This is a genomic window from Desulfomicrobium baculatum DSM 4028 (assembly GCF_000023225.1).
In the GTDB taxonomy this organism is placed as follows: Bacteria; Desulfobacterota; Desulfovibrionia; order Desulfovibrionales; family Desulfomicrobiaceae; genus Desulfomicrobium; species Desulfomicrobium baculatum.
In genome coordinates this window covers 566,332-581,824 of the sequence record NC_013173.1, presented here as the reverse complement: position 1 = coordinate 581,824, position 15,493 = coordinate 566,332, and the positions used below count along the sequence as shown (strand labels likewise).

At 58.6% G+C, this 15,493-nt stretch carries 11 protein-coding genes and 2 tRNA genes; 4 read left to right on the top strand and 9 right to left on the bottom strand.

Features of this window, described 5'->3' with window-relative positions; all coding sequences use genetic code 11:
• Positions 1–330 precede the first annotated feature (330 nt).
• Together DBAC_RS17570 and DBAC_RS17565 are read left to right on the top strand one after the other, a co-directional pair.
• Positions 331–3,051: a hybrid sensor histidine kinase/response regulator gene (locus DBAC_RS17570; RefSeq protein ID WP_143890765.1), complete on the top strand. Its 2,721-nt coding sequence runs from the start codon at positions 331–333 to the stop codon at positions 3,049–3,051.
• Positions 3,044–5,854 (top strand): hybrid sensor histidine kinase/response regulator, encoded by a 2,811-nt coding sequence (locus DBAC_RS17565; protein WP_167320909.1) that lies wholly within the window; start codon positions 3,044–3,046, stop codon positions 5,852–5,854. Before DBAC_RS17570 ends, DBAC_RS17565 begins: the two co-directional genes overlap by 8 nt.
• Before the next feature lie 326 nt (positions 5,855–6,180).
• Here the strand turns inward: DBAC_RS17565 and DBAC_RS19195 are convergent, their stop codons facing one another.
• From DBAC_RS19195 to DBAC_RS02575, 4 genes are all read right to left on the bottom strand, one after another.
• Positions 6,181–6,339, bottom strand: coding sequence for a hypothetical protein (locus tag DBAC_RS19195; protein WP_012805707.1), 159 nt, complete (start codon positions 6,337–6,339; stop codon positions 6,181–6,183).
• Between the two features lie 157 nt (positions 6,340–6,496).
• Entirely contained in the window at positions 6,497–6,925 is a 429-nt protein-coding gene (locus tag DBAC_RS02585) for a hypothetical protein (RefSeq protein WP_012805706.1), read from the bottom strand.
• Between the two features lie 444 nt (positions 6,926–7,369).
• Positions 7,370–8,188 carry a universal stress protein gene (locus DBAC_RS02580; protein WP_043810254.1) on the bottom strand — a complete coding sequence of 273 codons (819 nt, stop codon included), beginning with the start codon at positions 8,186–8,188 and terminating at the stop codon, positions 7,370–7,372.
• 505 nt (positions 8,189–8,693) lie between these two features.
• Positions 8,694–8,769: transfer RNA gene (locus tag DBAC_RS02575), tRNA-Thr, on the bottom strand.
• A gap of 333 nt (positions 8,770–9,102) precedes the next feature.
• On the opposite strand from DBAC_RS02575, the gene DBAC_RS02570 reads away from it, so the two are divergent.
• Together DBAC_RS02570 and DBAC_RS02565 are read left to right on the top strand one after the other, a co-directional pair.
• Positions 9,103–10,110, top strand: a complete 1,008-nt coding sequence (locus DBAC_RS02570; protein WP_012805704.1) for a type IV toxin-antitoxin system AbiEi family antitoxin — start codon at positions 9,103–9,105, stop codon at positions 10,108–10,110.
• Positions 10,079–10,933 carry a nucleotidyl transferase AbiEii/AbiGii toxin family protein gene (locus DBAC_RS02565; RefSeq protein WP_012805703.1) on the top strand — a complete coding sequence of 285 codons (855 nt, stop codon included), beginning with the start codon at positions 10,079–10,081 and terminating at the stop codon, positions 10,931–10,933. The genes DBAC_RS02570 and DBAC_RS02565 overlap by 32 nt, the downstream gene beginning before the upstream one ends.
• 118 nt (positions 10,934–11,051) lie before the next feature.
• Here DBAC_RS02565 and DBAC_RS02560 read toward each other — a convergent pair whose 3' ends face one another.
• From DBAC_RS02560 to DBAC_RS02540, 5 genes are all read right to left on the bottom strand, one after another.
• On the bottom strand, positions 11,052–11,234 hold the full coding sequence (locus DBAC_RS02560; protein ID WP_143890761.1) for a hypothetical protein: 183 nt from the start codon (positions 11,232–11,234) through the stop codon (positions 11,052–11,054).
• Between the two features lie 23 nt (positions 11,235–11,257).
• Positions 11,258–12,037 carry a DUF8832 domain-containing protein gene (locus tag DBAC_RS02555; RefSeq protein ID WP_012805702.1) on the bottom strand — a complete coding sequence of 260 codons (780 nt, stop codon included), beginning with the start codon at positions 12,035–12,037 and terminating at the stop codon, positions 11,258–11,260.
• Positions 12,038–12,218: 181 nt separating this feature from the next.
• Positions 12,219–12,304 (bottom strand) — tRNA-Tyr (locus tag DBAC_RS02550).
• Positions 12,305–12,341: 37 nt separating this feature from the next.
• The gene (locus DBAC_RS02545; protein WP_012805701.1) at positions 12,342–13,937 is read right to left on the bottom strand and encodes a response regulator; all 1,596 of its coding nucleotides are present in this window, start codon (positions 13,935–13,937) and stop codon (positions 12,342–12,344) included.
• A gap of 24 nt (positions 13,938–13,961) precedes the next feature.
• Positions 13,962–15,488 (bottom strand): response regulator, encoded by a 1,527-nt coding sequence (locus DBAC_RS02540; RefSeq protein WP_012805700.1) that lies wholly within the window; start codon positions 15,486–15,488, stop codon positions 13,962–13,964.
• Positions 15,489–15,493 lie beyond the last annotated feature (5 nt).

Genomic DNA, 15,493 nt, shown 5'->3' with positions numbered 1-15,493 from the left:
TGGCTTGATGCACAGATAAAATACAGAAAAGTCTGGACACCATCAAGCCAGACCAGAATGCATGAGTGTCTTCATGCAGCCAGAAAATTTTTGCACATATTTCCATGCGGTTTATCCGGCACGCAAAGACGCAGCGGTCAACAGACGTGAATTTCGGTTTTGCACCGAAAAAGGCAGGTCTTGGTGAATACTCTGAGTTCGGCTTACTTCGTTATTCCCGGCGGAATCAGCTTAAGGCGACACTGTTTCTCCATAACGGTTGCCGTATTGGCCTTCCTGGTATTGCTTCCTTCGTGTTTCATCGGCCTGAGTCCGGTTTGGGCAGCCGAGGTGTGCGTCCTGGACGCGAAAAAGGAATACCACGATCTGCGCCCCTTCATGGAGTTTATGGAGGACGCGGACCGTTCGTTGAGCATTGATCAGGCGGCGGCGCCTGCCTTGGCTGACCGCTTCGGCCTGCCTCCCAAAGGGCATTTCAATTTTGGCCTGACCTCTTCCGCCTTGTGGTTCCGGTTCACCATCGTCGATCATCCATCGAATTCCGCGGAGGGCAGGTTGCCGTCTCTGTGGATTTTTGATCCAGGCTGGCAGTTCTACGACACCATCGATCTCTATGTGCCGGAACCGGATGCGACGGGCGGGTGGCGGACCTACTCCGCCGGTCGTCTGCCTTCCGTTCCGGGAGCCCCGGACAAGCGGTTCTTCAAGCTTCCTGTGGGACTTGGCGAGCCCACCACCTGCTACCTTCGGGTCACCGGAATCCGGCCGATCATGGTGGCCCCTCATCTCGCTTCCCTCGACAGCACCCTGCGCGTCAACGGCTTCAAGACGCTGGGCGTCGCCCTTCTGATCGGGTTTTTCGCCACGCTCATGCTCGGCAACCTGGCCATCTACCTTTATACCGGCAACAGCAAATACAAGTGGTTCGTACTCAGCAACCTGACCTTCGCCAGTTTCGTCGCCACCACCAACTACCAGCATCTCTTTGTAGTCAAAAACCTCCCGACGGTCATCATGACGGTCGGTCTGGTGGGGCAGGCCATAGTCGCCACGACAGTCAGGCAGTTTTTTGAAATCAGCAAGCACAACAAAAAGATCAACGCTATCCTACTGATCTGCGTCTGGGCAGTTCTGGGCGTCTCCGCCTCCGCATTTGCCCTGCCTGAGGAGATCCACCCGAAGCTGTCCATATACGCGGTCATGCCCCTCACGCTTGTCGTGTTCCTGGCCTGTTTCGACTGCCTCAAGCGCGACAGGGTGCCTGCTCTGATCTTCATGGGCGCCTGGCTCGGGGCGACTCTTGCCGCTTTCACCTACAACTGGGCCATCAAAGGCGGCCTTTCCTTCGTCCATCCCTCCTTCATGTGGGTGTCCTTCGTGGTCGAGGCCATGTGCATGTCCATCCTGCTGGCCTACAACATCGAGACCTTGTCGGCGCAGCGTCAGGCCGCCGAGGCCATGGCCCAGACCCGGTCGTCATTTTTGGCCAGCATGAGCCACGAGATCCGCACTCCCATGACCGCCGTTCTGGGTTTTTTGAACCTGTCCCTGCACTTGAGGGCACAGGGACAACTGCGGCAATACCTTCTGAAGATCAACGCCGCGGCCAATCACCTGATGGGAATCATCAACGACATCCTGGATTTGGCGAAAATAGAGGCCGGCAAAGTGGAACTGGAGGCGAAACCTTTCGAAGTGGAGACACTGCTGCAGGATACCGCCGACCTCCTGGTTTCGGGGGCCTTCGAAAACGGTAACGAACTGGTGGTCTCGGTGCAGCCGGGGCTTCCCCGCCGCGTGACGGGCGATTCTCTGCGGCTCAAGCAGGTCCTGCTCAACCTGAGCAGCAACGCCGTCAAGTTCACCCATGGCGGCACGGTTCGACTGGCCGTGCACGCTGCTGCGGATGCGACGCCGGTTCACGACGCGGTCACCTTGCGCTTTGAAGTGAGCGACACGGGCATCGGCATTGACCCTGCGGTGCTGCCGCGCCTGTTCACCTCCTTCGAGCAGGCCGACGCGGCCACGGCCCGCGTGTACGGCGGCACCGGCCTTGGCCTGAGCATCAGCCGCAGGCTGGTGCAGATCATGGGCGGGGACATCACGGTACGGAGTCGGCCGGGAGAGGGGTCGATCTTCGAATTCACGGTCGTGTTCGGTCCGGATCCGCAAGACGAGGTCCGAGGCGAAGCAAACGCCGCAGGCCATGGTTCCCTGAACGTGCTGGTGGTCGAGGACAATCCGGCCAGTCGGGCGGCCATGGAAGAAGTCGCGACCTGCCTCGGCCTGCGGCACAGGTTCGCAGGGACGGCGGCGGAGGCGTCGCAACTGGGAGATGCGGAAAATTTCGACCTGATCCTAGTCGACTGGAACCTGCCGGACATGATTGGGCCCGAGGCGGTCACGCTTCTGCGCTCTTCCGAGCGCACGGCCCGGGTGCCGGTGGCGCTCATGGCCAGCCCGGCGCGGCCCGAAATGGAAAATCTGCGTCTGCAGGGATCTGGCGTCCAAGGTATTTTGGCCAAGCCGTTCACAGCCTCGGCGGTGGAGGTTCTGCTCCGGCAGATCGCCTCCAGTGACAAATCCGCAGCCTTGGCAGACGCGCACACCCTGGCCGACGCGCCGTACGATCTGGAGCAGGCGCAGGGCTTGCGCGTCCTCTTGGCGGAAGACAACCTGTTCAATCAGGAACTGCTGGGCGTGATTCTGACCGAAGCCGGGGTGGAGATGGAGATCGCGGACAACGGCGCCGAAGCCGTACGCCGGGTGACGGAAGGAGGAGCACCCCTGGATGTGGTGCTCATGGACGTGCACATGCCGTTGATGGACGGATTCGAGGCCACGCGGACCATCCGGAACGACCAGCGCTTCAGCGGCCTGCCCATCATCGCCATGACCGCCGACATCACGGCCGAGGACAAGGCGCGCTGCCTTGAAGCGGGCATGGATGACCACCTGACCAAGCCGGTGGACACCGATGAACTTTTCAGGATCCTGGTTAAATGGGGGCGCAAGGCCCAGGGGGAGCAGAATGGGCAACGCCATGAGTAACCGCCTGAACCATGTATGCGCGGCCTGTATTCCGTGCCGGGCAATTTTCGTCGTGCTTGCGGGCATGCTGTTCTTTCATGTGTGGATTTCTTCGGCTTTTGCCGGTGAAGTGTGCCTGCTGGGCGAGGAGCGCGACGAATACGACCTGCGGCCCTACATGGAGTATCTGGAAGACACGGAGAAGACGCTGACCATAAAGCAGGTGGCTTCCGCAAGAATGGGGCCGCAATTCGGGACGCCGCAAGGCGGACACTTCAATTTCGGCTTCAGACATTCGGCCCTGTGGTTCCGGTTTACCATACAGGAACAGTCAGCGCCTTCTGACGGGAGCGCTTCGCCTCGATATTGGATTTTTGATCCGGGGTGGAATTTATACGCCACCATAGAGCTTTTCGTGCCCGATCCGGACTCTCCCGACGGCTGGCGGACCTACAGTTCTGGCCACCTTCGCTCGGTTTCGGGGGATCAGGAACGGCGGCACTTCCGCCTCCCCAGCGGTCTGTCGGCCCCGACCACCTGCTACCTCCGGGTCACCGGCATAAGGGCGCTGGTCCTGAGCCCGCACATCACGACCATCGATCGCGCCATCTGGATCAACGACGTCAAGGTGCTCGGCACGGGCCTGCTGGTGGGCTTTTTTTTCACTATGGTGCTCATCCATCTGGCCATTTATCTGTACACCGGAAACGGCAAGTTCAAATGGCTGGTTCTGGGCAACCTCGCTTTCGCCGGTTTCGTGGCGCTCACCAGCTATCAGCATCTCTTCAGCATCAGAAACATGCCGGCGGCGATCATGATGGCCGGCCTGATGGCGCAAGGATTTCTCGCCTGCGTGATCAGAGAATTTCTGGAACTCAAGAAATACAACAAGCGAATTAATGCGATCATGCTATTTTTCATTTACCTGGTCTTTGCCGTGGCCGCCGGCGCTTTTTACTTGCCGCAAGAACTGCAAGGAAATTTTTCATTGAACGTGGCCGTGCCCGTGTCGTTGATCGGGGCTTGGGCCTGCATCGCCAGCATGAAGCGTGACCGCGTGGTTTCAAGCATCTTTCTGATCGCATGGGCCGGGGCGGTCGTATCCATTTCCGTCTACAACCGGGCTGCCCACGGCGCCTTTTCCTTCGCGCACCCGTCGATCATCTGGGCCGGATTCGTATGCGAGGGCGTCGCCATGTCCATTCTGCTGGCTTATACGGTCCAGACCATGGCCGTGCAACGCCAGTCGGCCGAGGCCATGGCCCAGGCCAAGAGCACGTTCCTGGCCAGCATGAGCCACGAGATCCGCACCCCCATGACCGCCATCCTGGGCTTTCTGAACCTGTCCCTGCAGATGAGGCCCGAGGGGCAGCTTCGCCAATACCTGCTCAAAATCCGCACCTCGGCGCAGCATCTTATGGGCATCATCAACGACATCCTGGATCTGGCGAAGATAGAGGCCGACAAGATGGAATTGGATGCCGATCCGTTCGAGGTGGAGGCCGTGCTGCGCGATACGGCCGACATCCTGGTCGCGCGGGCCTTCGAGAACGGCAATGAACTGGTGGTTTCGGTGCAGCCCGGCCTCCAGCACCGCCTGGTCGGAGACTCGCTGCGCCTCAAGCAGATTCTGGTCAACCTGGGCGGCAACGCCATCAAATTCACCAGGAACGGCACCGTTCGACTGGCCGTGCTCCGCGCGGAAGATGGGCCGTCGTCGGAAGACGCGGTCACCCTGCGATTCCAGGTGAGCGACACGGGCATCGGCATTGACGCGGCGGTCTTGCCCCGCCTGTTCGAATCCTTTGTGCAGGCCGACACCTCCACGGCCCGCGTGTACGGAGGCACGGGCCTCGGCCTGAACATCAGCCGCAGGCTGGTGCATCTCATGGGCGGGGAAATAGCGGTGCGAAGCCAGCTCGGACAGGGCTCGACCTTCCAGTTCACGGCCGTCTTCAAGACTGAAGGCTCGGCCATGGAGCCGGCAATGACTGCGGACCAGGGAGGCCTGAAGGTGCTGGTCGCGGAGGACAACCCCGCCAGCCGTGAGGCCATGGAAGAGGTCTCGGCGTGTCTGGGCCTGAAAAGCACGTTTGCCGGATCGGCGGCGCAGGCCCTCCAACTGGCGGCTGCAGAAGATTTTGACCTGATCCTTCTTGATTGGGACCTGCCGGACACGACCGGGCCCGAGGCCGTCACGCTGCTGCGCTCGTCGCAGCGTCTGGTCCGGGTGCCGGTGGCGCTCATGACCAGCCCGGCCCGGCCCGAAGTGGAGAGCATTGACCCGGCACGGCTCGGAGTCGAGGACATTCTGGCCAAGCCGTTCACGGCCTCGTCGGTGCGGGACATGGTGCGCCGGGTCATCCATAATGAAGACTCCCCTGCTCGCGAGATCGGAGGCATCGCGGCCGAGGAGCAGCGCAGCCGCGAGCGGGCACGGGGACTGCGCGTCCTGCTGGCCGAGGACAACCGGGTCAACCAGGAGCTCATAAGCCTGATCCTGTCTCAAGCCGGGGTGCTGGTGGAGGTCGCGGGTAACGGCATCGAGGCCGTGCTGCGCGTGATGGATACAAGCCTCCCTGAACCGGATGTCGTACTCATGGACGTACACATGCCGGAGATGGACGGATACGAGGCCACGCGGAACATCCGGCGTGACAGGCGTTTTCAGGCCCTGCCCATCATCGCCCTGACCACCAACGTCATGGCCGGTGACAGGCAACGGTGCCTTGAAGCGGGCATGAACGACCACCTGGGCAAGCCCGTGGACACGGGGGCGCTCTTTGCCGCCCTGGTCAAATGTAAAACCGCGAACCCTTCCTGAAAGCGCCCCGCATCAGGCGAACGCTTTCGGCACAATGACGACTTTTTGGATGATGAACGGCGAGCTGCGAGCGGCCATGCAGCTGAATTCAGTTGAAGGTGGCGGCTCTGACACGCCTCTGCGCCTGATCAAAAACCAGCCGGTCCTGTCCGATCAGACTGCCTCCCGCCTGCGCAGCTCCGCATCAGGTAAAATAAAACGGCCATTGGCTCAAAAAGCGAATGGCCGTTCTTATTTTGATAAGAGGAAATCCGGATCAGCAAAAGGCTTCTGGCGAAAACTCGCGCTCCGCAGAAGAACGAAGAAGAACAGTCGGACGCCGCTGCCTATCCTTTGCGCAGGTAATACACTCCGCCACTGTACAGCATGAGCACGCCCCCCAGCGCCAGGCTGGCGGAGCTGCCGACGAGACACCCGGCCAGACCCACGGTGCCGACAAAAAGAGGAAAGGATTTATAAACACAATCGGGCAACCAGACTCGCATGCGTGACCTCGTTTGTCATGAGACGCGGCTTGCCAAGCAGAATGTCTGAAAAAAACGGACTCCCGCCTCGCAAGCCATTTTCAAAATCGGGCAAGCGCGGGTTCTCTGATGTCACCCGGAAAAATTCGCAGACAACTCCCCGCATATCCTGTTGGAATCACTCTTCCTCGATTCTGAATTTGTTCATCCCGAAATTCAGCGACGGATTGGGGTATTTGCTTGTGAGGAGCAGCTTGTTGTCCTTCAGGAAGCTCAGAACATGATCCACCCGCGGCCCTGTATCGGCCGGATCCATTTCGTACAGGCTTGAAACCAGGTGCACGCATTTGTCCCTTGAGATCCTGTTATACATGAACAGCAGCACGGTTGTACCTTCAACCCCCTTGAATTCGGCCGGTTCGAAGCGCCCCTTCTTGCTGCCCATGACAACGCCGGTCTCCGACAACTCAACCGTGACGTAATTTCTGGCCACAATGATGATATCTTCCCCCGCCGTTTCATTGTGGGCATAAACGCCGATGGAGCAGCACAAAAAGAACATGATCAGGGCGATGCCCAGCGGCACCTTCATTTCGCAGCGCGTCATAATTTTTCTCCTTTGCACATATCCTCCATCAGCACTTCAATCTCCGTGCCACAAATCCTCCCCCGCCACCACGCCCAGCACCCTCCCCGGCCAAGGCATGCGAGACTTTTTTAAGGATTTTCGCAACCGGATGTCGTTTTTTTTGTCTGATTTTTCCGGAAAAAATGCATTGCCGACAAGCGAGCCGTGTCTTGGGATGACGCTGCTGCACCATCAATCTTCCTTCCTGGCGACCTCCCGATTTTCCTCTGCGCAGCAACTTTCGGCAAGGGTCACGACCGTATCATTCTTGGCTGACGAGTTGCCTGTGGCCTGCTGAAAACCGCCGCTCTGCAGGCTTGGGGCCTTCTTTTTTACGTTTCAGAACACATTCCCGCCACGACGCGAAAAGGCCGGCGCTTCCGAGGAAAAACCGGCCTCAAATCCTATGCCATGCCTTAAGACTTAAGGATGAACCCAGAGCACCGAATCGGTCAACTCATTGAAGAGGAAGCTGCTGACGGAACCAAAAAGCAGGTTCTTGCGAGCATTGGCCGTTGTGCCCACGGCGACCACGGCGAATTTTCCCCAGTTGGCGTTGTCGAGGATGGCCCGCGGCGCATAGTCCGAGGGGTAGATCATGTGACGCAAGCGCCCGGAGTCAAAACCCTCCTTGCACATGATCTCCTCGCAGCGGTTGAAGATGGCCGTGGCCTTGTCGCGCTCGTCGGAGGTGTCACTGATGATGTTGCACAAGGTCACCAAATGCGACTCCCCTTCCAGCATGGACGCCACGAAGCGGGCCATGTTGTTGGAGGACTCCGAGTCGTCGACGCACAACAGGACATTCTTGCGGTTCAGGTCCGGCTTGCGGCAGAGGATCATGGGAATCTCCGGCTGCCGCTCGAAGAGCTTGCGGGAGAGGCTCTTCGAGGTAAAATCCTTGAGGCGGTTCAGACCACGGCGGCCCATGACCACGGCATCATGGGTCTCGCTGCCAATCTCATCCTCGATGTCCTCAATGCGACAGATCATGCCTGAAGCGCTCTTGATCTGGATGCGACCGGCAGGAAATCCGTCCCACTGGAGCATGCGCATGGCCTCTTCCCGAGCAAGATGCCAATTGCTGTCCATGTCCGGGCGCTCAGTGGCCGGTCCCGGCTGGGTTTTTCCCGCACGCCAGCGGCAATAATTACTGTCCGGAGAGGCCATGCACAGAAGGGTCAGGTCAAAACGGCTCTTGTTCTCAAAAAACCTGCACAAAAACCGCAGTCCGTTGAACATGTTGGGGTCGTCACTGACCGTAAATAAAAGTTTCTTCGGCGTTGCCGCCTTTCCACGGGTAGATCTGTTGTCGTCTGCTGAACTAGCAATGACCTGTTCTGGTATCGTCAACATAGTCATATTCCTCAAATTGATCTGGTTTGGGTTACGAAACAACTGATAACCACCTGCAATCAAGGCAAATCGAGCTTGTTACTTTTTTCCCAAAGCTTTTGATGAAACTGCTACACCGAGCACGACTATTGTCAACATAAATTTTGAAAATGTCGAAAAAATATGTCGAATGATCACAAATAATGAAATTTGCGATTAATTCCGACAAGAATAATCGTGATTTTCTGATTAAAATTGCAAAAGAAATACCCGACGCCCTTCATCACAATCACGTGCGCCAACTACACCAATCGAAAACGCCTTCGGGGGACAGAAGGAGGACAAAACCATGACGACGGATCTCAAGACACAAAAAAAGGGCTGCATTTTACATGCAACCCTTTATTTTAACTGGAGCCAGGAAAGAGAATTGAACTCTCGACCTACTGATTACGAATCAGTTGCTCTACCAACTGAGCTATCCTGGCGAACCGTGAGGAAACGCTTGTTATTCAAGGCTTGCGGAGTCGTCAAGTCTTTTGTTAGGCGGTGATTTTGACGACACGCCCGCCTGCTATTCCCGTCCTGCTCTATTCTGATATAATTCCCGAGCGGCTTCTCCACTCATCAGATGAATGCCGTTCCTTTATCTTCACCCGTCAAAGACTTCTAAAGGTTTGCGCAAATTGACGGGCCATTTCTGTTGACTCGCAGTGGGGCCATCCAGCCCGCAAGGGTGAACAAATCCCGTGTTCACTATTTACGTGTGTTCAAAATTTTTATAAAAGATCGAATAATGAACACGCGCAGAAGAGGACAACATGACCGAGAAAGAAAAAAACCTGGTGAGCCAGGCTATCGCGGCAGCATCGCAGTCGACCGGCTTGGACGTCGCCGTTGACCAGTCCTCCGGCCTCGCCACGGAGCGCATGGACTGCATTATAACCATGCGTGGGCAGAGCGGGGAGGTGCGTTTGACGGCAGAGGTCGTGCGCAACCTGACCACCTCCAACCTGGGTCCGGTGGCGGCCAAGGTCAAGAATCTCCGCACAACCGGACTGCTGATCGCACCCTATGTAAACCGCAATCTGGCCGAGAACCTCAAAGGGATGGGCATTCCCTTCATGGATTCGTCAGGCAACCTGTTCATCAACGTGCAGCCGTACTTCATCTACGTCGTGGGGCAAAAACGTGTTGAAGAGGCGAGCATCGCCCAAGGTTCCGCGTTCAATCCCATGGGTCTGAAAGTTATCTTCACGCTCCTGTGCATGCCCGTACGTGTTTCAAGCGTCTATCGGGACATTGCAGAAGACTCGGGGGTTTCCCTGGGTACTGTGGCAAACACCTTGGCCGCCCTGGAGCGGTCCGGCTTCGTTGTCGATAAAGGTGACCGTGGCAGAATCCTTGAGCGGGTGGAAGAACTCTTACGGCGGTGGGTCGTGGAATATGCCGAGCGGCTTCGCCCGAAGCTGCTCCTGGGACGCTTTTCACCGGTCGAGCATTCCTGGCGCGGCATGGGCGGTCCGACTCACTTTCTCGGCGGCGAGACGGCGGCTGCGCTCCTCACGGACCACCTGAAGCCGGCCGTGCAGACGTTCTACCTCAAAGGCGAACTGAAGGATTTCGCTATCGCCAATCGGCTCAAAAAGGATCCACAGGGACCGGTGGAATGTCTGAAGGCTTTCTGGCGTTTCAAGTACCCTTGGGAGCACGGTCACATGGCTCCCCCGCTGATCATCTACGCCGACCTTCTGGCTAGCGGCGACCCGAGAAACATTGAAACGGCAGAGACCATCCATGAACGCTTTCTGGCCCCATACTACACATGAACTCCCCGAGATACTCGATGCGCTGCAAAAAATCGCCGAAACAGCGACAGAACTTCGGATCCCCTTCCTTCTGATAGGGGCCATGGCCCGGGACATGCTCCTTGAGGATGTGCACGACATGAGCAAGGAACGCAGAACGATGGATGTGGATATCGGAGTGATGGTCGGGTCGTGGGCAGAATTTTCAGAATTCAGCGAAGCTATGACGGCCAGAGGCTTTGAACGCAACCCCGTCGTGGCGCACAGGTTTAGTTCAGACAAGGGCGTCGTCATCGACGTCGTGCCCTTTGGCGGTCTGGCAGATGCCAACGGCTTCATTTCCTGGCCGCCAGACGACAACCCAATGATGCGCGTGACCGGGTTCGACGATGCGCTACGGCATTCTTTGCGGGTCGAAGCAGGCCCGGGTCAGGTAGTTAATGTTGTTTCCCTGCCAGGACTGGCAATGCTGAAACTGCTGGCCTGGAGCGACAGACGATACGTCTCGGCCAAAGACGCTCAGGACCTGGCTCTGCTCCTGCGCCTCTATGGCGATTTTGCCCAGGACCGACTTTTTGATTCCGAATCTGAACTGATGGAGCGTCACGGGTTCGATATTGAGATGGCCGGTGCCGAGTTGCTCGGCCAGGATATTGGAACCACGGTGTCGGAGGCAACCGCACCGCACCTCTTCAGCATCTTGTGCGGAAAGAACGAGGGCGAAATGCTGAACGAACAGCTCGGCCGTGATATCTCAAGATACCTTCCGGGCCGTGATTACCTAACTGCCGAGACTATATTGAAATGCGTTCTTTCAGGAATCGAGCTCTGCCGAAGGAAATAATCTGTGCCCTATGAATTCCGGGGATGAATGGGGGGGATACTTTTCGCGCCCATGATCCGCTACTGCGAGCGAAGATGGATTTTCATCAGTTCCTACGTGGTTGAGAAAGAGACCTGCCTCAAGTTTCGAACGGCCTGAAAAAAGCCGAACTGGTGACTTCCACGAAGCGGGCCTCCAGAATCACAAGGATCTTCGCGGGCAGCGCCCCACTCACAAAGGAATGACGGATATTCTTGTGGGCGAGCCTGCCCAGCTGGGCCAATTTTTCCAAGGCGTGGGCCAGCGTCAAGGGAAAAATCAAATCCGCCGCCCCGCGCTTTAAGTTCAATCGATCTGCATCACCACAGGCACCAGCAAAACGGTCCCGCCGCGCTGGAACTCGCCCCAGCCCTTGTAGATTCCGGGTCCCGGGAAATGGACATCGAAGGCGACCTCGTTGGGCTTGTCCGTGGTCTGCGGATGGGCGTGGACGTATTTGCCGCCGTCGGCGCTGATGACCACGAAGTGTCCCATGGCGCCTAGGTAGGGTTCCAAGTCCGAAACAGGGGTTTCGTTCAGATCCATAAGGGCAAAGCTGACGCGGTGCATGCCTTCCCCGGCGTCGATACCGACTTTGGCCAGCATTTCGTCGGTCTGCACCATGCCCGGCACATAGGGATCAAGAGGCGGCGCGGGGGAAGCCTCACCCTGGACAGGCAGTTCGACCATGAGCGTCACGGCTTGTCCGTCCCTGGGCGTGAAGTCCGCATAAAAATAATACGTCCCCGCTTCCGGAAAGGTCATCGCTGTGCGCATTGTCCCGTCCGGTCCCGGTTCGGGGTGCGTATGCGTGAACTTGTCGAGGCCCTCGCGCACAATGATCAGGTGCAGCTTCTTTTCGTGCACGATCTCGAATTCGGACACGGGCGCGCCGTACGCGTCGGTCAGACGCAAGGCTATCTCCACCTGCTGACCCGCCTGGATCACTTCAGGTTCCGATTCAAGAGTCAGGTGAAAGGCGCTGGAGTCGATGCCGTGGGCAGAGGGGTCCATTGCTGCGAAAAGCGGCGCGGGCAAGCCGCACAAAAGCAGAAGCGCCAGAAAAAAATACGTTGATCTACGCATGAAAACCTCCGGGATGAAAGCGTGTTCACATCCTCTTCTGAAACACCCGCACGGTTTTCGCAAGAAAAATCGGGACAAGGCCGCAAGGTTGGCCCTTCTTTCGATGCCTGGTTTCCAGTCCACAATCGGGGCCAAAGCCCGGGCCAAAAAAAACCCACCATAAGGTGGGTGATTCGGCGGCTGGTGGAGGGGGGAGGATTTGAACCTCCGAAGTCGTACGACGACAGATTTACAGTCTGTTCCCTTTGGCCACTCGGGAACCCCTCCGGACAGAGGCGGTTGATAGATGACCCGACGGCGGCGGTCAAGGTTTTTTTTCACGTCCGGCAATTTCAATATCCTGACTCTGCTGGATAATATTCTCCCGCAGGGCCAGAAACTCATCCTTGTGGGCAAGCAGGGTATCGACCAGAACCGGATCGAACATGCGCCCGCGCTGATCCTGCAGGTAGGCCAGGGCGTCGGCAACGCTCCAGGCCTCTTTGTAGACGCGCTGGCTGAGCAGGCTGTCCAGGACATCGACCACTCGCGCAATGCGGCTGAAGATATGGATACTCTCCCCCGCAAGACCTACAGGATAGCCGCTACCGTCCCAGGCCTCCTGGTGCTCGAGGGCGATACGCGCCGCGGCCTGCATGATGTGGTTGCCGGAACGGTTCAGGATGTCGAACCCGAGGCGCGGATGCCGTTCCATGATGCCGCGCTCGATCTCGTCCAGGGGGCCGGCCTTCAGCAGCACACTGTCGGGGATGGCCACCTTGCCCACGTCGTGCATGGGCATGGCCAGGCGCAGAAGATCGCAGTCCTCCTCGGGCAGCCCCGCGTGACGTCCCAGCAGCCAAGCCATCTCCGCCACCCGGCGCACATGCATGCCGCCGGCCAGGGCGCGGTTCTCCACAACCTCGCCGAGGGTGAAGATAACCTCCCGATGGGTCTGCGCGATCTCCTGATTGAGCTGCAGATTCTCGAAAGCCACAGTCACGTTGGCCGCAAAAATCTGAACCAGATTCTGCTCCAGGGGAGTGAGTTCGCGCAGGAGGCGCAGAAAGAGCACATGCCGGGCACCGCTGCTCACTCCAAAGCAGCCCGCATAGCTGGTCCGGCTGAAAAAGCACTGGTCGTCATGCACGGCCCGGCGGATCAGTTCCATCTCCTGCGCATCGAGCACCTCGCTGGCCAGGCGTGACTCCTGGCTGGAAAAATCTCCGGTGCCCGCGATGATGACGAAATCGTCGAGCCTGTCCCGGGCAGCGAGCCCTGAGGCATCGCCCAGATACATGGAGCTGTCCTCCAGATGCAGGAGCGAGGTCATCTGGGTCAGCACTCCGCGCGCGAAAAGTTCGATGCTGTCGGTCTGGAACAGGTCGGCCGAGGCGGCGATGATGTCTTCGAGTCCCTGACGGCTGAAGTCGATGGCCCGCAGATCGCGGAAGGAGCGCAGGCCGGTGGTCACGGCGGTGAAGAGTTTCTGGGCCGTGAGCTCGGATTTGCTCTTGTAGTCGTTGATGTCATAATTGATGATGACCTGGCGCTCCGGGGCCTGCCCGGGCTGGCCCGTGCGCAGGATGATGCGCACCTGCGAATTTCCCAGTTCCTCACGCACCTGACGGGCCAGGTCGAGGCCCGCATGGGGCGTCTCCATGACCACATCAAGGAGCATGACCGCAACGTCGGGATTTTCGGCCAGGGCCTGCCGGCCTTCATCCGCGCTGAACGCGCTCAGGAATTCGAGCCGCGCGCCCTCGAACTCGAACCCTTCCAGGACCATGCGCGTAATGCTGTGCACGTCCTCTTCGTCATCCACAATCAGAAGCTTCCAGGCCTTGCGCTCCTGGGCGGCCGCGCCCGCGTCATCCTCGGCGGCAAACACGATGTCACCCTGCAGCTCATGATCGGTCATGCAACCTGTCCCCCATAAAACCCTCTAGTCCGGATACATGACGCGAATGGCCATTATCTCGTCCAGATTCTCCAGAAAAATATCCACCAAAAGCGGATCGAACTGCCTGCCTCTCTTCTCCCGCAGATAGTCCAAGACCTCACTGAGCGGCCACGCCTTCTTGTAGACCCGGTCGCAGGAGAGAGCGTCAAAGACATCGGCCAGGGCGGTGATGCGCCCGAAAATATGGGTCTCGTCCTCGATCAGGCCATGCGGATAACCGCCGCCGTCCCAGTGTTCGTGATGCTGCAGGGCGATGGTCGCGGCGGTGCGCATGATGCGGCGCGGGGAGCCCTTGAGGATGGAATGACCAATGACCGTGTGGGTCTTGATGATGGAGAACTCCTCGTCGGTGAGCTTGCCGGGCTTGAAGAGGATGGAGTCGGGGATGCCGATCTTGCCCACGTCGTGCATGGGCGAGGCCATGCGCAAAAGATGCGCCCGCTCTTCCGAGAGCCCGGCTTTTATCCCCAGCACGTAGGAATATTCGGCCACGCGCTTGACGTGGTGGGCCGTCTCCTTGGAGCGGGTCTCGACCACCTCGCCCAGGGTCAGCACTACCTCGCGCTGCGTGGCCACGATCTCCTCGGTCAGGAAAAGGTTGCTTAAGGCCACGGCGATATTTCCGCCCAGAATATGCAAAAGGCCCTGCGCGGTCTCGCTCAAAGGGCGACCAAAGGACACGTAGAAGAAAAAGTTCTGATCCGTGTGCGAATTGAAAAATCTGGCCGCAAACTCCTGATCGAGCACCAGCACCCGCCCCTCCCGGGCCGCGCGCTCGTAGAGCTCCTGCAGCCGCGCCGTGGGGACCCCGGCGCCGGGGGGCAATCCGCGCGATTCCAGAATTTCGAACTGCCCGTCGGCGCTCAGCGCAACCAGGCCGTTCTCAAAGCAGCACGGGCCGACACAACGCCCGATACGCAGGATATGTTCCAGGGCCAGGACAAAAAAATCCTGCACCGAGGCAGCCGCGAACAGGGCCGCGGAGGCGCAGATGACCTCCTGCAGCCCAAGGCGGCCAAGCTCGATGGTGCGCAGGTCGCGGTAGGAGCGGATGGCCGCGGTGATGGCCGTGAACAGACGCTGCTCGCTCAGCTCCGCCTTATGCTTGTAGTCGTTGATATCGTATTCGGTGATGACCTTGCGCTCGGGGGCCTGCCCCGGCTGACCCGTGCGCAGGATGATGCGAACGAAAGAGTTGTTCGCTTCCTGGCGCACGTGCCGGGCAAATTCAAGGCCCGCGTTTTCCGTCTCCATGACCACATCGAGCAGAATCACGGCTGTGTCCGGATGTTCGAGCAGAAGCGCCCTCGCCTCGGCGCCGGAATAGGCGTGCAGATAGCGCACGGGGGCGTTCTGGTAATGATAGTCTCCTAGGGTCAGCTCCGTGACCTTGTGCACGAAATCATCGTCATCCACGATCATGACCTTCCACAGTCCATCGCTCTCGGATTTCTGGGGAGGAGTCTCGTCGGCAAAATGGACTTCTTCCATCGCATGCTCGCTTTTCATTAAAA